23 protein-coding genes, 2 pseudogenes and 1 riboswitch are annotated in these 21,583 nt (G+C 44.8%); of the genes and pseudogenes, 15 read left to right on the top strand and 10 right to left on the bottom strand.

What is annotated here, in order from left to right:
• Positions 1–58: 58 nt before the first annotated feature.
• Positions 59–202: a hypothetical protein gene (locus tag EYS00_RS20535; protein WP_207301702.1), complete on the bottom strand. Its 144-nt coding sequence runs from the start codon at positions 200–202 to the stop codon at positions 59–61.
• A gap of 161 nt (positions 203–363) precedes the next feature.
• On the opposite strand from EYS00_RS20535, the gene maoP reads away from it, so the two are divergent.
• Positions 364–735 (top strand): DUF413 domain-containing protein, encoded by a 372-nt coding sequence (gene maoP, locus EYS00_RS12095; protein WP_130636910.1) that lies wholly within the window; start codon positions 364–366, stop codon positions 733–735.
• An 80-nt stretch (positions 736–815) separates the two neighbouring features.
• Complete coding sequence (locus EYS00_RS12090) at positions 816–1,676, top strand: LysR family transcriptional regulator (protein ID WP_207301701.1); 861 nt, start codon at positions 816–818, stop codon at positions 1,674–1,676.
• Between the two features lies 1 nt (position 1,677).
• On the opposite strand, the gene EYS00_RS12085 is transcribed toward EYS00_RS12090, so the two are convergent.
• A complete protein-coding gene (locus EYS00_RS12085; protein WP_130636906.1) occupies positions 1,678–2,643 on the bottom strand; it encodes a zinc transporter ZntB in 966 nt (321 codons plus the stop codon).
• Between the two features lie 222 nt (positions 2,644–2,865).
• On the opposite strand from EYS00_RS12085, the gene rimK reads away from it, so the two are divergent.
• The 8 genes and pseudogenes from rimK (at position 2,866) to proC (ending at position 10,775) form a co-directional block, all read left to right on the top strand.
• Positions 2,866–3,771, top strand: a complete 906-nt coding sequence (rimK, locus tag EYS00_RS12080; protein WP_130636903.1) for a 30S ribosomal protein S6--L-glutamate ligase — start codon at positions 2,866–2,868, stop codon at positions 3,769–3,771.
• On the top strand, positions 3,771–4,805 hold the full coding sequence (locus EYS00_RS12075; protein ID WP_130636901.1) for a succinylglutamate desuccinylase/aspartoacylase family protein: 1,035 nt from the start codon (positions 3,771–3,773) through the stop codon (positions 4,803–4,805). Before rimK ends, EYS00_RS12075 begins: the two co-directional genes overlap by 1 nt.
• Before the next feature lies 1 nt (position 4,806).
• A complete protein-coding gene (locus EYS00_RS12070; protein WP_130636899.1) occupies positions 4,807–5,232 on the top strand; it encodes a RimK/LysX family protein in 426 nt (141 codons plus the stop codon).
• A gap of 166 nt (positions 5,233–5,398) precedes the next feature.
• Positions 5,399–5,878, top strand: a complete 480-nt coding sequence (locus EYS00_RS12065; RefSeq protein ID WP_130636896.1) for a MarR family winged helix-turn-helix transcriptional regulator — start codon at positions 5,399–5,401, stop codon at positions 5,876–5,878.
• 203 nt (positions 5,879–6,081) lie between these two features.
• Entirely contained in the window at positions 6,082–7,581 is a 1,500-nt protein-coding gene (gene putP, locus EYS00_RS12060) for a sodium/proline symporter PutP (protein ID WP_130636893.1), read from the top strand.
• Between the two features lie 14 nt (positions 7,582–7,595).
• Positions 7,596–8,696 (top strand): glutamate 5-kinase, encoded by a 1,101-nt coding sequence (gene proB / locus EYS00_RS12055; protein WP_130636891.1) that lies wholly within the window; start codon positions 7,596–7,598, stop codon positions 8,694–8,696.
• A pseudogene (locus tag EYS00_RS12050) lies at positions 8,696–9,944 on the top strand (glutamate-5-semialdehyde dehydrogenase). The gene proB and the pseudogene EYS00_RS12050 overlap by 1 nt, the downstream one beginning before the upstream one ends.
• Before the next feature lie 3 nt (positions 9,945–9,947).
• On the top strand, positions 9,948–10,775 hold the full coding sequence (proC, locus tag EYS00_RS12045; RefSeq protein ID WP_130636889.1) for a pyrroline-5-carboxylate reductase: 828 nt from the start codon (positions 9,948–9,950) through the stop codon (positions 10,773–10,775).
• A 56-nt stretch (positions 10,776–10,831) separates the two neighbouring features.
• Here the strand turns inward: proC and EYS00_RS12040 are convergent, their stop codons facing one another.
• The 5 genes and pseudogenes from EYS00_RS12040 to EYS00_RS12020 form a co-directional block, all read right to left on the bottom strand.
• Positions 10,832–11,257 (bottom strand): group 1 truncated hemoglobin, encoded by a 426-nt coding sequence (locus EYS00_RS12040; RefSeq protein ID WP_130636887.1) that lies wholly within the window; start codon positions 11,255–11,257, stop codon positions 10,832–10,834.
• 15 nt (positions 11,258–11,272) lie between these two features.
• Positions 11,273–12,220, bottom strand: a complete 948-nt coding sequence (locus EYS00_RS12035; protein WP_130636885.1) for a DUF3034 family protein — start codon at positions 12,218–12,220, stop codon at positions 11,273–11,275.
• Between the two features lie 164 nt (positions 12,221–12,384).
• Positions 12,385–12,906: a hypothetical protein gene (locus EYS00_RS12030; RefSeq protein WP_130636883.1), complete on the bottom strand. Its 522-nt coding sequence runs from the start codon at positions 12,904–12,906 to the stop codon at positions 12,385–12,387.
• 49 nt (positions 12,907–12,955) lie between these two features.
• Positions 12,956–13,612, bottom strand: a pseudogene (locus tag EYS00_RS12025) (fibrobacter succinogenes major paralogous domain-containing protein).
• A gap of 68 nt (positions 13,613–13,680) precedes the next feature.
• A complete protein-coding gene (locus tag EYS00_RS12020) occupies positions 13,681–14,631 on the bottom strand; it encodes an SDR family oxidoreductase (RefSeq protein ID WP_130636880.1) in 951 nt (316 codons plus the stop codon).
• A gap of 165 nt (positions 14,632–14,796) precedes the next feature.
• Between EYS00_RS12020 and EYS00_RS12015 the strand changes: the two genes are divergently transcribed.
• Positions 14,797–15,687 carry an AraC family transcriptional regulator gene (locus EYS00_RS12015; RefSeq protein ID WP_130636878.1) on the top strand — a complete coding sequence of 297 codons (891 nt, stop codon included), beginning with the start codon at positions 14,797–14,799 and terminating at the stop codon, positions 15,685–15,687.
• 9 nt (positions 15,688–15,696) lie between these two features.
• Here the strand turns inward: EYS00_RS12015 and EYS00_RS12010 are convergent, their stop codons facing one another.
• Entirely contained in the window at positions 15,697–16,593 is an 897-nt protein-coding gene (locus EYS00_RS12010) for a LysR family transcriptional regulator (protein ID WP_130636875.1), read from the bottom strand.
• A 119-nt stretch (positions 16,594–16,712) separates the two neighbouring features.
• Here EYS00_RS12010 and EYS00_RS12005 point away from each other — a divergent pair, with 119 nt between their 5' ends.
• From EYS00_RS12005 to EYS00_RS11995, 3 genes are read left to right on the top strand one after another with little or no spacing between them, the layout of a single operon-like run.
• Complete coding sequence (locus EYS00_RS12005) at positions 16,713–17,177, top strand: nuclear transport factor 2 family protein (protein WP_130636873.1); 465 nt, start codon at positions 16,713–16,715, stop codon at positions 17,175–17,177.
• A 32-nt stretch (positions 17,178–17,209) separates the two neighbouring features.
• Positions 17,210–17,848, top strand: a complete 639-nt coding sequence (locus EYS00_RS12000) for a glutathione S-transferase family protein (RefSeq protein ID WP_130636870.1) — start codon at positions 17,210–17,212, stop codon at positions 17,846–17,848.
• A 34-nt stretch (positions 17,849–17,882) separates the two neighbouring features.
• Complete coding sequence (locus EYS00_RS11995) at positions 17,883–18,887, top strand: pyridoxamine 5'-phosphate oxidase family protein (RefSeq protein WP_130636868.1); 1,005 nt, start codon at positions 17,883–17,885, stop codon at positions 18,885–18,887.
• 7 nt (positions 18,888–18,894) lie between these two features.
• Here the strand turns inward: EYS00_RS11995 and EYS00_RS11990 are convergent, their stop codons facing one another.
• The gene (locus EYS00_RS11990; RefSeq protein ID WP_130636865.1) at positions 18,895–20,076 is read right to left on the bottom strand and encodes an MFS transporter; all 1,182 of its coding nucleotides are present in this window, start codon (positions 20,074–20,076) and stop codon (positions 18,895–18,897) included.
• Positions 20,077–20,090: 14 nt separating this feature from the next.
• Positions 20,091–20,966 (bottom strand): dihydrodipicolinate synthase family protein, encoded by an 876-nt coding sequence (locus EYS00_RS11985; protein ID WP_130636863.1) that lies wholly within the window; start codon positions 20,964–20,966, stop codon positions 20,091–20,093.
• A gap of 188 nt (positions 20,967–21,154) precedes the next feature.
• On the opposite strand from EYS00_RS11985, the gene EYS00_RS11980 reads away from it, so the two are divergent.
• The gene (locus tag EYS00_RS11980) at positions 21,155–21,376 is read left to right on the top strand and encodes a hypothetical protein (protein ID WP_130636861.1); all 222 of its coding nucleotides are present in this window, start codon (positions 21,155–21,157) and stop codon (positions 21,374–21,376) included.
• A gap of 41 nt (positions 21,377–21,417) precedes the next feature.
• A riboswitch (cobalamin riboswitch) is annotated at positions 21,418–21,560 on the top strand.
• The last annotated feature ends 23 nt before the right edge of the window (positions 21,561–21,583 follow it).

The following is a 21,583-nucleotide window of genomic DNA, read 5'->3' as shown; positions in this document are numbered from 1 at the left end:
GGCGCCACATTATTGCATAAATTAAGAGATCTGTGTTTTGACGAGCGTAATGAGCTGTTTAGGGCGGGGTTAAACGCAACTTAGCTTTGCGTTGCTGCTCTAGCTTGCGCTTACGTTTCTCAGACTCTTGTTTATAGGTTTGCGAGGGAGCATTATCTTCCCAATCACTTTTACTATGTCTAAAGTCTTTTCCCACTTTCACAATCTCCAATATTACATCCCGATAATATAATCCCAATTTTACCAGTCAGAAAACAAAAATTTTATTCTTCGAGTCAAAATTTTTGCGTTGTTCAATAGACACGTAATTAGCTAAAAAAAGCGGGTTTTCAACACATTTATCTTATTGGGTTAGAGGTGGTTATGACTGCTATGGGTTTTAGAAGTTGTTCGAAGCGATTTTTAGACAACCAAAATTATCCGAGGGGATTCAGAAAGTGTGGTGACTATAGTATTGCTGAAGCAGACATACTTACTACACTTGGTGCTGTTTTAATGGGATTGAGCAAAGGAGAATTAGCGCCCGAAACAGAAGAAGAGAAACACTTTTTACTGGTATTAAAAGGTGACAAACTACCAGAGAGTAAAGTGGAAAAAACCTGGCTCAAGTACTGCAAATTGACGAATTCTCCGCGCAGGTTCTACACCGTATTTAGCAAATGCAAATGCAAAGGCGCCGACAGTGACAATGATTTGGCAGAAGAAGGCGCAATGGATTACGAAGCTGACGAATAAGTCATTTTGGTGCTAAATAGCTTGAAACTTGGTGTGGCAAAGCGTCATTATTGGAATTCGATTTTATAATGACAAATTCCATGGATGTACGCTTTCTCAATACCTTTATTGAAGTAGCCAATACTAAACACTTTGGCAGGGCTGCGGAAAATTTATATCTCACACAATCTGCAGTCAGTGCTCGCATTAAGCTTTTGGAAGAATACTTTAATGCACCACTTTTTATCAGAGAACGTCACAGTATTCGCTTAACCAGTGTGGGTGAAAAACTCCTCCCATACGCTGAGTCTATGGTGTCCACACTACAAGAGGCGAGAAAAGCGTTAGAAGAGGTGGATGTTCAGCACCTGTCTCTTGCGGGTACTCTCAATGCTTGGCAAATCGTCTTTTCAGATCTCATGAAGGCGACAAATAAACACTTACCCGATTTGTCGCTGCGAAGTGAGGTACTCAGTGCTGAACAACTCACTCGTCAGTTGTTGGAGCGAACTGTTGATGTGGCGTTTAGTTTGGAGACTCTAAAATCTGACGATATTCATACCGTACCGCTAGGGGAGGTTCGGTTAAGAGCATACCGCACGATTAACACGCCTGAAGATACGCCATTTGAGCATTATATTCACATTGGTTGGAGTAACAAATTTAATAGCGAGTTTTTAACCGTAAACCCTCGTTGTAGACAGGCGTTGTTTAAAACGTCATCTTTGTCACTTGCGCTAGAGCTATTGGATTTGAATGATGCAGCTTGCTTGGTCTTACCCGAGTCTTTAGGCAATACTCTGGTTGCAAACAAAAAGCTGGTAGCGCTGCAGTCTTGTGATGTCCCAACAACGCTGACTTTGTATGTTTCATGCCTCAAAAGTACTCAGCAAACTTCCTTAGAAGAGTACTTTCGCTTTTATGCTGACCCAGTTCATTTTGAGAATACATTAGGAAAATGAATCACAGCCATTTTTTCCAAATCATGGCAACTAGACCGATAATTGCTAAACCCAACATACACATGCTGAGGTAAAAGAAAGCATCTGGCTCTTCCACACCTGGCAGACCTCCTACATTCATACCAAATACACCGGTAAGAAAAGACAGGGGGAGAAATATCGCGGTCACCATAGACAGTACATACATACGAAGCCCTTGTTTGTCGGCTATTTGGCTTCTGAGCTCTTCGTGAAGTACGACGGCGCGCTCCCTTGCCAAATCTAAGTCTTCAACGTATCGAGTCATTCTGTCTATCTGCTCTCGCAAGTCGAAAGTTTGGGCGTCGTCGATAAATTTTCGATGACGGACAAGTGCCTCTAATGCATCGCGTTGGGGCGCCAGATAACGCTTAATCGCAGCGGCCTTTCGTCGCAACCCCGCGAGCTCGTGGCGATCGATAGGCGTATTTTCTTCTGAAAGAGCTTCTTCAAACTGTGATAACACATCACTGATGTCATCTACCGTTTCGTTGATGGCGTCGGCAATTTTCTCTACTAGGGCGCAAATAACCCCACCTATATCTGTTGGGCCTTCTTTAGATACCAGTAAATTTTTTACTTCCTGTACTGATGACAATGCGCGATCTTTTTTGCGCGCTGTAACGAGTAAGTTGTCAGATATCCAAAAGCGAAGCGACACCATGTCTTCAGGATCGGCGTTGGGGTTTCTGTTGATACCGCGAAGATACAGCATAGTACCTTGTTGTGTAGAAACTACTCTTGGGCGAGTTTCGTTAGCGCACAGTGCATCAATAACGTTTTCGGGCAAGCCAATAGAGCGCATTAGAGACAGTGCACCAGGTGCGTCACTTTGTATATGAATCCAGTGAGGAAGCAAACCCTGCGAAGGTAAAATGTCATCAGTAATTCCCCCTTGTTGGTCAAGTTGGAGTTGCCATAACAAGGCTTCTGGTGTTGCTTGTGTCATGTTTATTTTCATCCGAAATGAGACTGTCAAATCTCAGTATAAATTTCGCGCAATGTACGGTGAATTTACGAAATAAGTAAATTAAAAAATATTGTCGTGAAGAACAAAAAAATACCGTCTAGATTTAGAGTTATCGTTTGCAAAGACTGTGCATTTCTTCATCATAGCGCACTCTTTTAACCGCTCAATTAAACTGAGTATAACGCCCCTACGAGAACTAAAATGCGTGTAGCCATATTGTCCCGAAATCCAAAACTTTACTCCACCCGTCGTCTTGTTGAGGCTGGCCAAGAGAGAGGTCATCAAGTAGATGTTATTGATACTATGCATTGTTATATGGATATCACCAGCAACAGTCCGTCAGTGCGCTATCATGGCAAAAAGCTACCACATTATGATGCGGTTATACCTCGTATCGGTGCGTCAGTGACCTTCTATGGCACGTCAGTAGTGAGGCAATTTGAAATGATGGGTACCTATAGCATCAATGAGTCTGTGGCGATTAGTCGTTCCCGAGACAAGTTGCGTTCATTACAACTACTATCTAGAAAAGGTATCGGGATGCCCAGAACAGGGTTTGCTCACTCACCAGATAAAATTGATGACTTGATCAAGAATGTGGGTGGCGCTCCCGTAGTTATTAAACTACTTGAGGGTACTCAGGGAATCGGTGTTGTATTGGCTGATACTCACAAAGCGGCAGAATCAATTATTGAAGCCTTCATGGGGTTAAACGCAAGTATTCTGGTTCAAGAATATATAAAAGAAGCGGGCGGAAGTGATATTCGATGCTTTGTTGTCGGTGGAAAAGTGATCGCGGCAATGAAACGTCAAGCTGCCCCAGGTGAGTTTCGTTCAAACTTACATCGCGGCGGTTCGGCGAGTTTAACAAGGTTGTCACCACAAGAGCGCAAAACCGCCGTTGATGCAGCTAAAACGATGGGATTGAATTGTTGTGGTGTAGATATTCTTCGCTCTAATAATGGTCCGGTAGTCATGGAAGTGAATTCATCTCCTGGGCTTGAAGGTATAGAGACTGCGACGGGAAAAAACGTAGCTGGCATGGTGTTCGAATTCATTGAAAAATCAGCAAGACCGAACAACACCAAAACACGAGGAAAAGGTTGATGGAAACGTCTGTGTTGACCATAGGTGGGCATGATATTGCGCCGGGAGAGTTCAAGAAGATTGAACTTGAGATGCCACCATTATATACGTCTACCAGTATGGGGATTCCCGTATACGTGCAACGTGGAAAAAGACCGGGCCCTACCCTGTTTGTAAGTGCGGCTATTCACGGTGATGAGCTTAATGGTATTGAGATTGTCAGTCGATTAATCAAGTCGAAATCTATCCAACGCCTGAGAGGGACACTCATTGCTGTGCCAATGGTAAATGTTTATGGCGTTTTAAATCAGTCCCGTTATTTGCCAGACAGAAGAGACCTAAATAGAAGTTTTCCCGGCAGTAAAAAAGGTAGTTTAGCCGGGCGGATAGCTAATCTGTTTTTCAATGAAATAGTGTGCAAGTGTGACGTGGGCATCGATCTGCACACTGGCGCGATTCATCGAAGTAACTTACCGCAGATTCGGGGCGATCTTAATGACGAGGTGGTTCGAGAACTCGCTGAAGCCTTTGGTATTCCAGTTATGCTAAATTCAGACATTCGCGACGGCTCTCTTCGGGGAGCTGCAAGTGAAGCTGGCGTAAGAATACTGCTCTATGAAGCAGGGCAAGCACTTCGCTACGATGAATTCAGTATTCGAGCTGGTGTTCGCGGGGTCATCAACGTCATGCGGCACATTGGTATGTTAAATAAGCGTCCACGCACAGGTCAGTTTACACCGTTCATTGCAAATCAGAGTGGATGGGTGAGAGCCCCTGAGAGTGGTTTTATTAATCACATTGCTCAATTAGGCGACCATGTATACGAGGGGGATAAGCTCGCGAGTATTTCGGACCCTTTTGGTGAAATACATGATTATGTTATCAGCCCCGCAGAAGGCATAGTCGTCGGAAAACAAAATATTCCGTTGGCACAAGAAGGCGAGGCTATTTACCACATTGCCTACTTTAAACAACCTGTTGCTGTGGCCGAGCACGTCGAACGGCTTCAAGACAGTCTAGTGCCATCTGAATTAAATGCTCAGCAGGACCAGTAATATGGAAAATAAACCCATCATTGGTGCATTGGAACATTGTGACCTACCACAGTTACTCATTGAGAATTTGACAGTGCGCGTAGATACGGGCGCTGCAACCTCATCACTGCATGTTGATGACATTGAAGAGTTCGAGAAAGACAATGAAACCTGGGTTAGGTTTACCATGCATCCTGATATACATGATGTGTCAAAGGTGGTTCGCAAAGAATCGAAAGTTGTGAGTAAAAAACGAGTGAAGAGTTCAACAGCCACTTTAGAGCGTCGATATACCATTGAAACCGATATTATTATGGCGAATATGCGCTGGCCGATTGAGATTACGCTCACAGATAGGTCCTCTATGACTTACTTAATGCTTTTTGGTCGGCAAGGGATGGGAGATAGGTTCTTGGTCGACCCGTCGGTGGAGTTTGTGTTGGAGTAGAGTGACAATATTAAGTTAAGGTACATCGTCATAGTTATGTGCATATATACTCAGTATTAATTAATTTTAATTAGAGTACTAATATTTTCATTTCAAACTAATTGTTGATGATAATAATTCGCCATATAATCCACCGATCAACCAATGATTTTACGGTGGCCTTGCTATGGAAAAACACGAACAACTTTTTGTCTCTATACGAAAAATTATCCGAGCAATTGATATTCGCTCGCGCAAGTTAAGTAAAGAGGCCGGTGTAACCGGCCCCCAATTACTGGTTTTACAGGAACTCGCTCGGGTTAAAGGAATTACCGCAAAAGAGGTCGCAACCGAGGTTAACTTAAGTCAGGCGACTGTTACTAATATCCTAGACAGGCTCGAGAGCCGCGGGGTGGTAGAGCGAGTAAGGAGTGAAAAAGACAAGCGTCGCGTGTCTTTGTTCTTAACAGAAGAAGGCAAAGCCATACTGATCAATGCGCCTCAGGCTATAGAAGATACCTTCATTCAACGTTTCAGTGCTCTTCAAGAGTGGGAACAGCTACAGTTGATGTCTAGCGTCGAGAGAATAGCTGATATGTTGGGTGCGTCACACCTTGATGCCGCACCTGTACTCAACCTTGGTGAGCTAACCAAGTCTCCCGAATAACCAATGTAATTATCTTGTATATAAAATGTACTCAAATGTGTTTTTCGTAAATATTTGAGTACATATTCCTTCCTCAACGTCAATTTTTTCACTCTTTCTAAATCATCACTTTGAAAAATCCATTTTATCTGCGTAATATAATTAGTGTTCTAACTATTACTGTTCTAATTAGTTAGCGTTGGATTAATTAAAAAGGATGAGTTATGAGCTTCGTCTCTATAGGTCTCTATTTTCTGTGTATGCTGGGAATTGGCTTATTTGCATACAAGCAGTCTTCTAGCAATGTCTCTGATTATTTGCTCGGAGGGCGCAATGTCAGCCCCCAAGTAACAGCTTTGTCTGCTGGTGCGTCAGATATGAGCGGGTGGATGTTGATGGGGTTACCCGGTGCAATGTTTGTGATGGGCTTTGACACTGTTTTTATCGCTGTTGGACTCGTTTTGGGCGCTTGTGCAAATTATCTATTTGTAGCGCCTAGGTTACGTGTTTTCACCGAACAAGCGGGCAATAGCTTGACCATCCCAGAGTTTTTCTCAAGACGTTTTGGGCTTCAGTCTAGTGGTGTCAGAGTGGTTTCAGCATCGGTTATTATTGTCTTCTTTACACTTTACACGTCAGCTGGGCTAGTGGCAGGTGGTAAGCTGTTTGACTCTGCCTTTGGCGTACCTTTTGAGTATGGTGTGTTGATTACTCTCGTCGTGGTCGTTGCCTACACCTTATTAGGTGGGTTCTTGGCGGTAAGTCTTACTGACTTTGTTCAGGGCTGCATTATGTTTGTAGCCTTGGTCATGGTCCCAGTTGTTGCATTCCAGCAGTTTGAAAGCACTGAAGGAATGCTTTCATATACTCAAGGCACAATACCTTCTCTCAGTGAAAGTTTGACCAGTATGACCACCATAGGTCTTTCTTCTAGTCTTGCCTGGGGATTAGGGTACTTTGGACAGCCTCACATTATTGTGCGTTTTATGGCAATTCGTTCGGTTCAGGCGGTGTCTGTCGCCCGCAACATCGGGATAAGTTGGATGACGGTATCTATCATAGGCGCTCTTGCCACTGGGCTAGTAGGTGTTGCCTATGTAAGTAAAACCAACACTCCAATTGATGATCCCGAAACTATCTTTGTGGTGTTTACGCAAGTGCTGTTTCACCCCTTAATAACTGGCTTTTTACTCGCGGCAATTCTAGCTGCCATTATGAGTACGATCTCATCCCAGCTTCTCGTGTCGGCGTCATCGCTTACGGAAGATATTTTGACGATGGCACGCAAGAAAAGCTCGGCCAACCTGCTTAGTGAGCGTTACTCAGTAGCTATCAGTCGACTGGGCGTACTCAGTGTGGGGGTCATAGCAATGATTCTGGCAACCAGCACTAGTAGTTCAATCCTTGGATTAGTAAGTCATGCCTGGGCGGGTTTTGGTGCTGCATTCGGTCCCTTAGTCTTGTTTTGTTTATACAGCAAAACACTCAATTATACAGCCGCAATGACTGGCATGGTTACCGGCGCTGCTACCGTTATTTTTTCAATAAGCGTACCGGTGTTTTCAGATGGAAGCACGATTAGTAACCACATATACGAAATCGTTCCCGGTTTTGTCATTAGCAGTCTATCAATTTGGATAGTTTCCATACTGGGACAGAGCCCAAGCGAGAGAGCCACAGCGGTTTACAAAAAATCAGAACGCAGCTTACTGGAACAAATTTAATGAATGGTGAAAAAATGAGTAATTTCAATTGGAAACGCATAGTGGTGAAGGTGGGGAGTGCGCTTATTGCCCCGAGTAAAAAAGGATGTAGTAGTCATTACCTGTTAAGCATCGCACAGTTCATAGTGAAATGCAGAGCCAGAGGTGTGGAAGTTGTCCTTGTTTCTTCCGGATCGGTTGCCGCAGGTACGGGCTACTTCGCTCAGTCGCCAAACAGTGTGCCATTAAAAAAAGCGATGGCTGCCGCCGGGCAGACAGAAATGATGGCAACTTGGGATAAGCTGTTTGATTTTCCCACGGCGCAAATACTGCTAACTCATGCTGACCTGCGAAATCGTGAGCGTTATGTGAGTGTAAAGGAAACACTGTTTGAACTATTGAAGAATGGCATTCTTCCCGTTGTTAATGAAAACGACACAATAACCACCGACAAATTGAAAGTGGGCGATAACGATAATCTATCAGCCATGGTTGCGGCATCAGTAAATGCCGATGCGCTTATTATTTGTTCAGACGTCGACGGGTTGTACGACAAAAACCCACACAAGAATGATGATGCCACACTTATAAAAACGGTCACTCACATCGACGCCACCATTCATGCGATGGCTGGCGGTGCGACTAGTGACGTGGGTACTGGTGGAATGAAAACAAAAATCCAGGCGGCAGAAAAAGCGGTATCTCATGGCATTAGCACCTTTATTGTAAATGGCTTTACAGACCAATCATTTAACGCGCTGTTGGAGGGATACAATCCGGGGACTCACTTCCAGCCATTTGAAGTTCCTATGCAGGAGCACAAGCACTGGTTAACTCATACGTCGAATGCTCAGGGAGAAGTGGTAGTCCCAGAAAATTTCGATGTTGCACTCGATGAGCAGAGTGAAAAGTTGTGCAGTCAAGACGTTGTGGCCGTGAAAGGTGATTTTGCGGTGGGCGACACAATCCTCGTCAGAAAGAAAGATGGGACAAAGTTGGCAAAAGCGAAATCCAATTACAGTAGTTGTCTGTTGAGCTTTCTCGCTGAGCAAGATGATAGGGCATTCGCCGCAGACTTCGAAAATACAACAGGCCCTATCATTTCAGAGAACAACATAGCAATTTTGGAGGAATAATGAGTTTAATTAAAAATCTAGCACGTGACGCTGCTAATGCAGCTAAGACATTGGCGCTTGTCGATGAAGGTTTTTAAAAACAAAGTGCTTCGCGCTATGGCGACAAAAATTCGGGAAAATGCGAGCAGTATTATTAAAGTGAATGCTGATGATGTCATGCAAGCAAAAGCGGATGCACTGTCTAGTGCAATGATCGACCGCTTAACACTGACGCCGCAACGCATTGAAGATATGGCAGCTGGTATTGAAACTATCGCCCACTTGGATGACCCGGTTGGTCGAAGTCGTTTTGTTGAGACCCGCCCTAATGGTATTGAGGTCAGTAAAATGCGAGTGCCACTTGGAGTTGTTTGTATGATCTATGAGGCTCGCCCCAATGTTACCGCAGACGCTGGAGCCTTGTGTTTCAAGTCAGGCAACGCCGTTATTTTGCGAGGGGGGAAAGAAGCACTTAAAACAAGCTGTGCAATTGCCGAGTTGCTCAAAGCAGTGTTGTTAGAGTACAGCTTGCCACCACAGCTGATTACTGTTGTACCCGTACCAGACCGTGAGTTGATGCGAGAGCTCATGGAACAAGAAGATTACATCGACGTTATTATTCCAAGAGGAGGAGAAGGGTTAATTAGGTATGTTACCGAAAATAGCAAAGTTCCTGTTATTCAGCATTATAAAGGTGTGTGTCATTTGTATATTGATAGCGAAGCAAATCTACAAACAGCTATCGAACTATTGGTAAACGGAAAGACTCAGCGAACAGGCGTGTGTAACGCGCTAGAAGGTTTGATAGTCCACAAAGATGTCATGAAAGACTTTTTACCTATGGTGAGAGGAGCACTTGAGCCGCGACAGGTTAAGATAAATGCGTGTAAGCGCGCAGCACCATTTTTTCCTGACAGCATTGTGTTAGAAGAAGACGATTTTGGACAAGAGTACCTTGATCTGGAAATTGCTATTCGCGTTGTAGACGATTTTGACCACGCACTGTCTCATATTGATAGGTTTGGAAGTAATCACACTGAAGTGATTTGCACCACCAACCAAGAGCGGGCTGAACTATTCCAACGCGCGGTAGATGCATCGGTAGTCATGGCGAATACATCTTCACGATTCTCAGACGGTTCTGAACTCGGTCTCGGTGCTGAAATAGGAATTGCTACCACAAAACTGCATGCCTATGGCCCCATGGGAATAGAGTCTTTGACCACGGAAAAATTTATTGTTACTGGCAATGGCCAAGTAAGGGCTTAACTTATGTTGAACCCTGATTTAAAAATAGCATTTATTGGAGGAGGTAATATGGCCGAGGCTATATTATCGGGCCTTTTGTTGTCTGGCCATTCTCCCCTCAACCTTATGGTATGTGCACCATCATCAAAAACTCGGGAGCGAATGGCGAACAAGCATCAGGTGAGGGTATCGCGCAGTAACGCACAAGCCGTTCTATTTGCTGATGTGGTAATAGTAGCGGTTAAGCCAGACAAAGTTACCAGTGTGTGTGAGGAGTTGCGATGTGAGATGAATGATCTTCAAAAAGATCCTTTGGTCATTTCAGTTGCAGCTGGTGTGTCATGGCAATTGATATCAGAGTCACTGGGTGGCCGTCGTCGAGTGGTTTGTGCCATGCCAAATTTACCGTCTGCGCTTTGCCGTGGTGTGACTGGGTTGTTTTCTGATCCCTGTGTTCCCGAGGCCCAGATTGCACAAGCAAATAGTGTAATGCGTACGATTGGTAAAACGGTTTGGGTTGAAGAGGAATCTCAAATGCCAGCTATCGTCGCTACTGCAGGTAGCGCTCCGGCATATTTTTTCTTGTTCATGGAGGCAATGGAAACAGAGGCTGTTGCTCAAGGTTTACCGAGGCACATAGCAACCGATACTGTTATTCAGAGTGCTTTGGGAGCTATCAGTATGGCTTCACAAAGTGAAGACTCCCTCGCCACTTTGCGAGAGAGAGTTACCTCGCCCAAGGGGACTACTGAGCAAGCACTAAACCGCTTAAAAGAGGGTAAGCTGGAGGAAATTGTTGCAAAGGCAATGCGTTCAGCAGCGTTTCGTACAAACGAACTCTACACAAACTAAAGCCTGAGTCAGTGTCATTGAGGGCACTCTTCAATGACACTGACTGGTCTTTTTCGTTAGAGATTTATGGTTTCATATTTGATGGGCGCTAGTTTTTGAAGAATGCGGTTCTCTTGTTGATAGGTTAAACCTACATCACGCATGGCGCCTTGCACAATTTCGACCAATATGTAGAACTCTCTTTCTTTGATATCTAATCCTTGATGTGACTCCAGCATACTTTTGCCGTCATATTCACAGGGCCCTCCAATTAGCTCACAGGTTTGAGTAACCAACTGGTCGCGTAAATGTCGCTTTGGAACGCCTTTAAAATAGTGTCCAATGTCTGGGTGCGTATAAATACGGGTAACTGCCACGCCATACACAGTCTCTAACGTTTTATGACCGCCAATTTCATCGTAAAGGCTTTGTTCAGTGGTGCTCGAGCAACCGAGTAATGCTAATGGAATCAGGAATAACGCAATAATTTTAGAATTAGTCATAGCGAGTTACTCCAACTAAAAGTTTGTATTTAACGTAAGGTAAAAGCCGTTAGAGTTTTCTTGAAGTGGTAGGTTTCCCAAATCAACATAGGCAGCCGTAATAGACAGTGATTTGTTTGGAAAATAAGCGACAAATACATCTACCACAGTGTCTTCTTCGGCTAGACCTCCTAAGCGGTCCGATTGGGTTCTAAATTCTGCGCCAATGGCGGTTGTTGGACTAATTAAAACCGCTAATGAGCCCTCCAATTCTGTACTGTAGCTATCGTCATTTTCTGACGAAAATCCAAGTAACCCAAAGCTATTTGCCTTAGTGAAACGCGCAGTAAAGTTGGTGAGTAAATTGTAACCCGCTGGAAACCCTAACCAGAGTTTTGTTGCCGATACATAAATGTCAGTTCCACTGTTGTCTGTTGCGCCAAGCAGTTGTGGTACGCCGATATTGGGCAGCGGCGCTGAACCATCTGGCAGTAGCAGTGAGGTGTCGAAATCTCTATTTCGCTTGTGTTGTGCACCTATTGAAATTTGGGGGACCCATGTGTCTTGAGTGAATACGCCATCGCCCCATATTTTTACCTTAGCACCAATAATATCCTGCCCAATAGTTGTTGAGTTGGCGTTAGTAATTGCGCCGTCGGTTAGTAATGAAAATACATTGCTAGTAAGACCTGCTGAAATATCGAGCTTTTGGCGCTGAATACTTAACTCTACTCTATCAAATATACTGACACTTGCGCCTGCAGTGGTAAGTGTATAGTCATTCAAATTTAGCAATTGAATGTTTGCACCATACCCAACTTCTTCTTTGCTAGTGTAACCGCCAATGAAAGCCCATGGTGTAATGCCACCGCCTGCTGTACCTTCGAAGCCAGCAATACCCCCAGAAGCAATTAATCTAGAGTCAGTCCCTGCATATGTCGACATTGAATATAGTGAAAGCGCTAAACATAGGTATTTAGTCATCTTAGTACCCCATCAGAGACTATTTTTAAAAGTAAGTAACACAGCGTTATTTGAAGAGAGCTAGAGTGGAGGCATCACCTGTAGTGACTGCCTCTGTACTTGATAATATGCGGTTCTTGTCAAAGATCCATTTAAATTATTGAAACTATTTGAAAACGAGATCTTTATACGTGGTTAGGAAGCGCGTTAACGAGTTCTACTAAGCGAATAATTTTGATATTACTCAACTGCCGATAATCAAAATATGGACATACGATGAGCTTGTTAGTTTTGCAAACGGCAAATTCATCATCTAACCAATCCAGTTCAATGTGACTCAGCGATTGCTTTAGTAGCGCTTTAGCATAGGTGCGTCCCATGACAATGCGGATGGCGTTGCAGGTTAAATCCGGCGCTGAGAACAGTAAACTCGTATCGCTGTTGCTTTGTAATAACCTTTTATCTCTGTATTGCTGCCAACTAGCAAACGTTTTGGCTTCATCATGCCCCAAAGCAAAGATAAACTTCGCATATACGTTAAATACCTTTCTCCAGCCGTTTCCACAGGCCGCGCCGATTTGATGTATTTCTGACTCGGGTAAATCTACAACGGAAGTTAGCGCTGGGTAGTGAGAGTAGTTAGGTCGATTGGCAATATATACCTTTAATTTGGCTTGCTCATTTCCTAACCCGATGGCTGGTAACAATAGTATTCTCGCGTGAATCGTTGTAATTGTGAGTTGTTTAACTCTGCTGCTATTTTATTTTTACACACCTCACAGAAAACATGTATTCCTTATTTAATTGTGCTCGGCGGATTTCTCCTTTGTGCGAATTCCACCAAGAATAGGCTAATGTTCTCGCATAGGCTTTTTTAATGCTCGCACTGGTGCTTGTCCAAAACTCGGTGTAAACCCCTTGAGTAATATATCAATTACCCACCTTAACACCGGCAGGTGTAGCATTAAATTGGTAGGAATTAACCTTAGTTTGGTCAAATGTCTTGAACAAGGTATCTGGTTGAGACTTCTTGATGGTAATCGCAATATCGTCTTCTCCTCGCCACCTTTCTGCGTCAACTTGCTGTGGCGAAATACCGATTGCCAGCTCTAAGGCTTTCCAATCATCATCACTGGCAACACGCCATCCTGCTGGGCATAAGCTTCTTTCATCTGCCACATCGTCCCAGTTGTATAACCTGCCATAAGGTAGAAGATTAGACTCATCGTCTTTTGGGATAAAGCCTGTTGAAACATCAGAGCCATCTTGAAATCGAGTGGTTCTAAGATTTTCAGCAAGCCAAACTTGACCACCGATTTCTACGGTTTTATATCGATTTCCGTCAATATCTTGAGCTACTTGATGTTCTCTATAGCTTTCAACCGAATTCGAAGATATTGATGATGCTGTCATTGTAAGCCCCGAAGCTAAAACTAGTAATCTCATTATCATGGTGTGAAGTTTAGTATGAAAAACTAAAGCTATACGTTCCAACTGTGAGACGTTGCTTGTTCAGACACTTCCCATAGTCTCTTTAGAACCGTGTCTTCGAGTACAAAAGACTCAAGCTTGCATTCACCCACAGGGCCACCAAAGTTCATTAATCCCGTAGGACCGTAATATGCGCGTTCTTTTAGGTTTGCTTGTGTAGCGCACATGACTTCAGGGTATGCCCCTTTTTCTGCTGACTGTGCAAGTCCGAGTTTGACCATAATCGACCAAGTAGCACGGGTGGCAAAGTTCGCACTGTCTCTTATCAGTGAGGTGTTTGAGGCTCCCGGATGGCAAACATACACACTTACGTCTTTTCCTGACTCACGAACTTTGTTTTGAAGTTCATAAGCGAACATCATTTGCGCTAATTTACTTTGGCTGTAAACCTTGTTGGGATGGTAGTTCTTGTCCCAATTCATATCGTCGAACTGCATGGTTCTGAGCCCTATTTTATGACCCTCGCTTGATACAACCACAATACGTCCTTTTGAAGCGTCAATGCGGTCAAACAACAACCCACATAACAAAAAGTGTCCGTAGTGATTTACGCCCAATTGGCTCTCAAAGCCATCCACGGTGAGCGTTTGTTTTGCGATTTGGGCTATAGCGCCGTTGCAGATAAGTGCGTCTATTTGAGGAGTACTAGCAAGTAACTCAGATGCTCCGTTTCTCACCGAACTCAAGTCAGCTAGATCCATAACGACATAACGTACCTTTGCGTCTTCCCCAAACTCGTTTTTTAGGTCACTAATAGCGGTTTGAGATTTTTCTGGATTGCGGTTAAGCATAACTACGCTTGCACCTTTTGACAGGAGTATGCGTGTCGCCTGAAACCCTGCACCAGTATTTGCGCCAGTAATCACATAGGTCTTGCCTGATTGTGAATCTATGTTTGCAGGTGTCCAGCCGTTTTTACCGAATTGGTTGTCAATAGTCATGGTTCGCTACCTTCTCAATCTTAATCTTGAAATGCATTTTAGTGACTATATTGATATATAAATAGGCGAATTAATCGCTAAAACATGCCTATTTGTATCATTCGTTTGAACTACCTAGATTTGCCTGATACTGTGGCTCCGGTGTTGATAAGTGAAGTATTGATAATGAGCAAAGCAAAAATCGCAGAGTTAGTAGAACGGCGAGTAAGCGCTGGTGGCATGGTAGAAACGGGTATACCCGGGGTGCAATTGTTTAAAATTACCGAGTCTATCCGTTGTGCGCCAGCGGTCTACGAACCTGCAATTACCGCAGTTGTGAGTGGCGCCAAAGAAGCCATTGTCGATGGCGAGAAGCACATTTACGACAACAGTAAATATATTTGCTGCACCATGTCTATGCCTATAGAAGCGGGAACGCCAAAAGCGTCGCCAACTAACCCGCTGCTCGGGGTATACATCACATTAAATACCCGAGTAATGACAGAGCTCGCCATTGAATTGGAGAGTACATTAGGCTCAACCAATCTACCCAAAGGCGTACCCCATCCGAAAGGCTTAACAACAGCACGGTGGGATGATGAGTTTACTGATGCTTTAACTCGCTTGGTATCCCTTGAAGGTAGTACAACTGATATCGCTATTCTGGGGGCAGGCCGTATACGAGAGCTGTATTATGCCATTTTGAAAGGTGATTCTGGGTATGCTGCTAGACGTGCGTTTGGCGTGGGAAATGAGATAGCTCGATCCATCGAGTTTTTGTCATCAAATTTGAGTGAGGCTATTACTATCGATGACATGGCGGGTCATATTGGGATGAGTCGCGCTGTATTTCATCGTAAGTTTAAACAAGCAACTAATCTGTCGCCGATTCAGTTTATCAAGTCTATGCGACTGAATAACGCAGCGATGCGAATAGCTGAGGGTACCAATGTTAATGTGGCCGCAATGGAAGTAGGATATACCAGCTCTTCTCAGTTCAGCCGTGAGTTTAAGCGATTGTACGGACAGTCACCTAAACAGTGGCGACAATCGAACGGACGAGTATATAGCGCATAGTATTTGGCGCTAACCAATAAAGGAATTTTCCCGCAGTCGCTCTATTGCTAAGTCGACAAAATGGCGAACTTTTGCACTACTTTGGCGCCCCTCTAACCTAACCACACTTACTGGAAACGGCACATTCTCATAGTCTTCGAGTACTCTGACCAAACGACCGTCATTGATTGCTTCTCCCACTTGATAAGACATAGTTCTGGCGATCCCATAGCCACTAATGGCGGCGTTTATCGATGCAGCACTTTGATTACAAGCCAGTCTTGGAGACACTTTTACGGCCAGCTTTTTACCTTTGTCGTTAAAGCTCCACGTACTTACTTGGTCGCTAGAGGTGGCGATAATTCGGTGATCCGAGAGCTCACTAGGATGCTGAGGGTAGCCGTACTGTTCAAAATAGCTCGGCGCGCCTACGGCAATGCGACCGACTCGTCCCACTTGGGTCGCGTACAGACTAGTGTCTTTGAGATGGTCTATACGAATAGCCACATCGAATTGCTCTTCCATAAGATTTGTGACTCTATCTAAAAAAACAGCCCTGACTTGAACACCCGTATGACGTTCTAGATATTCGGTGACAATGGGCATCACGTGCATTTGTCCGAATAGTACAGGCGCAGTAATTGTTAATGTCCCTTTGGGTTTAGCGTAACTACCCGTGGCGGCGGCCTCAGCTTCTTCAATGCTTTCAAGGATCCGTTTTGCGTCACCTAGATAGCCTTGGCCAGCATCGGTTAATCGGACGTGGCGGGTGGTTCTGTGCAATAGCTTTACGCCGAGCCCATGTTCAAGGTTGGCTATTGCCCGTGTTACTGCAGGTGCAGACAGGTTGAGGGCTTCGGCGGCAGCAGAAAAACTCTGGTGTTTCGCCACCTCGATAAAAATCTGCATGGTATGAAGCTTATCCACGCTCGGGCTCTCCGTTTATTATTTCATATATCGTAATAATAAATTTCAAAATTGGCTAATTATTTATCAGTTGATAGTTCCTATAGTGGTTACATCACTAACAAGTAAGGAGCTACACCATGCAACGTCCACCACTACCACCGTTTACACAAGACACCGCAGCACAGAAAGTTCGACTTGCAGAAGATGCTTGGAATCATCGTGACCCAGAGCGAGTGTCGATGGCATACACCGAAGACAGTCAATGGCGAAACCGCGCCGAGTTTATTACCGGTAGACAAGAGATCCGTGAGTTCTTGACCCGCAAATGGACGCGAGAACTGGACTATCGCTTGGTAAAAGAGCTATGGGCCTTCACAGAGAACCGAATTGCCGTGCGTTTTGCCTATGAGTTTCGTGATGATTCTGGCCAGTGGTTCCGCGCCTACGGTAACGAAAACTGGGAATTTGACGAGAATGGTTTGATGCGTCGACGTATCGCCAGCATCAACGAACACACTATTACCGAAAGTGAGCGAGTGATGCTTTGGCCACAAGGGCGACGCCCTGACGATTATGCAAGCCTAACTGAGCTTGGCTTCTAACCGCTAACCCCTTAACCAAAGAGGAGATAACCATGAATACCCAGTTTACCGCTGAAAAGCCGATTGTTTTGTACCGTCACCCTCTGTCGGGTCATGCCCACAGGGCACAGTTGATGTTGTCTTTACTTGATTTACCCCATGAGATTGTTGACGTAGATCTGATGAACGGTGCCCATAAAGCCCCAGAGTTTCTGGCTAAAAATCCGTTTGGACAAGTGCCAGTTATTGAAGATAACGGTGTAACCGTGTCAGACGCCAATGCGATTTTGGTGTATCTCGCCACCCGCTATTCCGATGGATACGAATGGCTACCTACTGCCCCCCAACACGCCGCTGAAGTTCAGCGTTGGTTGTCAGTTGCTGCTGGAGAGATATTTAACGGCCCTTGCGCAGTAAGGCTTGTGAAGTTGTTCGGGATGCCTCTTGATTATGATACGGCAAAACAACGCACTGATAGTTTCTTTGCGATTTTCGAGCCCTACCTAGCACAACGAGACTTCCTTGTAGATGAGCGAATTACCGTAGCCGACGTGGCTGCCTATAGTTACGTTGCTCACGTTGAAGAGGGGGGAGTCAGTCTGGCGTCTTATCCAGCTATTCGATCATGGCTAGCTCGTGTAGAAGCGCCCCCTCGTTTTGTTGGGATGCAACGCTCAGCGATTGCAGCGTAAATTATTAATAACGTCTTGAGTAAGAGGAATCATTATGAACAAGCAAGACACTGGGTCATTGTGGCCATTTCATGGTGGTGAGCAGGCTGTTCATGCTCGATTGGGCATTACAAAACAAGTGGCTATGTACGACCGATTTATTCGTCGTGCCATGCCCGATCAACACAGGACGTTTTTTAGTGATTTGCCCTATGTGATCATTGGCGCTGTTGACGAACAAGGCTTTCCTTGGGCGATGCCAGTATTTGACCCGTATCAGGGTAAGGGACTATCACATCAGCAATTTATAGATTCGCCATCATCGACTCGTTTGGTTGTCAATGCACTGCCTCCAGTGGCAAAAGCATTGGGGGTGAGTCTTGAGCAAAACGACAGAGTAGGAGTGTTGGGTATTCAATTGTCTACTCGACGTCGTAATCGAATGAATGGTGTGGTGAGTCAGCGTGATGATGGTGGCTTTGAGCTTGAAGTAGACCAAAGTTTTGGCAACTGCCCTAAGTACATCCAAGTGAGAGATTTACAGTGGCGTGATGATATCCCCTTATTGGTGTCACCTGATACTAGTGAGGTGAGGCCCGATCTACTGAGTGAGCGGGCTCGTGAGTTTATTGAGCTAGCAGACACCTTTTTTATTGCTTCTCGTTCTGAAGACTTAACGCAGGATGCACGCCACGGTGTTGACGTGTCGCATCGCGGTGGCAAGCCAGGCTTTGTTAAAGTGGGTGCCAATAAATTGGTGTTTCCTGACTACAGTGGTAACAAGTTTTTCAATACTGTTGGAAACATCGAAGCCGATGGGCGTGTTGGCTTGTTCTTTCCTGATTTTGCCGGCTCAAATGCCTTATATTTATCTGGTCGAGCAGAGATTGTTTGGGAAGGCGCTGAAGTGACAGGGTTTAAAGGCGCTGAGCGTTTGATAAGTGTTACGGTGGAGCGTTGGGCGCTACTGGAAGATCACCTTCCCATGCAAGGAGAAATTCAGGAGTTTTCTCCGCATTTGAAAATGACCGGGCATTGGAGCGAAGTTGCTGTGTGGTAACACACAGTTATTTCTTGGCTATCGAGGTATAGAAGCAGAGAAACAACATTCCTCCCAATACACTCAGCGACAGCATTAGTGGGGCATTAACGTGATATTCCAACAGGATACCCGTGGTGAATGCCCCTAATGCGCCCGCGCCCACTTTCGCCGCGGCCACCCACATATACACTTGCGCAGCACCCTCTTTTGGGGCGTATTCAGTACGCGCAGCAAGGGTCGATGCGAAGAATAACGCGTTGATGAGTCCACAGACCCAATAGGCGGAAAGCCCTAGTGGGAAGCTCCAGGAAATAGCAAGAAACACTATACTTAGAAACAATAGGCTTCCAATGCGCTTGAGCAGCTGCAAGGCCTCTCCTTTTAACGGAGACACTAACAATAATAGCGCACCACATAACCCTCCGATGCCGTAAAGTGTAGCGAGATAGGCGCCATTTTCCTCAGGCTGATTCCAACCTTCACTCAAGTAGACAGCTAACACGGGAAGTGCGGCAATGGCAAATGAGGCACTTGACGTCATAAATAGCGTGATTTTCAGTGACGATGAGCTAAGAAATGTGTGCCAGATCTCATTGAAATTAGGCGTCGATTTTTGTGATATCGCATGTTCAGAATGGCGCTTTGGAAAGCACACAATAAATACGCTCGCTACCGCGGGTAAACATGTGAGGATCGTAGCGCTCATTGATGTTGAAAACTGAGTAATGAGTAGTGCTATTGTCAATGGGCCAAGGGTATGACCAATACCATAGGTAAAGGTGTCGAAGCTCTGTCCTTTGCGGCGATAGTTGAGGTTATCCGGAATGATATAGATAAGTTGCGTCCCTAATCCACCCATCATAAAGGCGCTACATACACCACACACTAACAATGAAGCAAATACACCGAGTAAGGTGTTGTGCTGAAAACACTGTATGGCAACTTGAAACGCTATTGTGTAGAGTCCTGCAAAGAATGCCAAAATCAGGTTAGGATTTTTCGCCGTGTCTAACCACTTACCGTAAAAAGGCCCGAGCAAATGCGGCACCGTGAGGCATGCGGCCAGCGCGCCAGCAAGTTTACTGTCGGCACCGTACTCTTTGGCTAGCAAAATGACAGCAATGATAGCCCCACCGGTGCATATACGCGACAGCACAGCTGCAAACATGTACTGAACAAAATACCGAGAGGCGAGTGGGTTGGTCATCTTTGTTAATGTTCCTAATCTAGCGCGAGTAGATTTAACATTTTCTCAAGGGCATCACGGTGTTCACCTGATACTGGTAATAGCGGTGAAGGTAAGCAATTACTTTCGCTATAACCTAGAATAGCTGCCGCCGTTGCCATCACTCGTAAGCCCCCTTTATGTTCAACAAAACATTGCCACATAGGCGTGAGTTTTTGCTGAAGCGACGCTATGTCACTACCTCTTATTAGGCGTTGTACTGTGCGTGGAAACAAACCTCCCAGTACTGAAAGCCACAAATCGCAACCTGCTTGCATGCCAGCAGCACCAAACTGGTCCCCACTCACACCTATAGCCACAGTTGAGGGAACTATTGCTCTCAGTTGGGCTAACCGAGCATTGCCCTCGTCCGTGGCAAAAGGCATTCCTGGAATTTTGATAGCACCAACATTGGGGAGTTGGGTGATCGATTTATAGAGGTCGTCACTGAAGGTGAACTGGGTGACTCTAGGATTCTCGTATACACATAGGGATACAGATAGTTCTTGAGTAACTTTTTCGTAGAGAGAGAAGACTTCTTGATCATTTAACGGGTGATAAGACACAGGGGCAAGTAACACGGCGCTCACGCCAGCCCTTTGTGCCGCTTCAACATTCTTCAGCACATCCACAGTGCGAAGCGCACCGACTCCCGCCATTACTGGAACGTCATTGGCAATTTCTACCGTTTTCTTAGCAACTTGAAATATTTCGTCGGGTTTCAAATAGGGGTACAAACCCGTAGACCCCATGGCACAGATGGAATCTACCTTCGCATCAACTAAATTATCTACAATTTTTTCAAACGCATCGAAGTCGATAGCTTCGTTTTTGAATGGGGTAATGGGAAAGGCTGAAAGTCCATTAAACATGGTGAGTCCTTGTTCAAATTGTAGATATGCGGGCTAACTCTTAAGTTAACGTAAAAAGAACGACTCATGAAGATAAACACGAGACTATCGCATGACATTTCGTCCAATATGCTTTTGTCCAAGGAAAGGTTTGCGTTAAAGTAGACTCTAGAAGCACTATGGATTGTTATTTTTAAAAAGGTATTTTTATGAACGAAACTATACTTGGCTTTTTAGTTTCTCCGCTGGTAATCATTGCTATAGCTATTTTCCTCTATCTTGTCCCGCTTGTTTTGGTTATCAAATCAGAAAGAGACGTTTCAGACAAAGTGTTTTGGTTTGTCATCGTTATTTTGTTCTCGTGGTTGGGATATTTTGCGGCAGCTATCGCATTCGCAAGCAGAAAGACCGATGCATCAGAGCAAACGTAGTTAAGAATCATTACCACTGGTTTGTACACATCACTCTTGATACACTCGAACCGCGTTCAGGTTTGTCTTTGTGTTTTTAAAGGCAATTAAATGGGAATTTGGTGAAAAACCAAAACTGTACCCGCAACTGTAAGCCACTGTTTCGTTGGCAAGTCAGATACCAGCCTAACCACCTAATTTGTATTCTCGTGCGGGAAAACACGATAG

The sequence above is a fragment of the Alteromonas sp. KUL49 genome (assembly GCF_006538345.1).
Lineage (GTDB): Bacteria > Pseudomonadota > Gammaproteobacteria > Enterobacterales > Alteromonadaceae > Alteromonas.
This window is presented reverse-complemented; position numbering and strand designations above follow the sequence as displayed.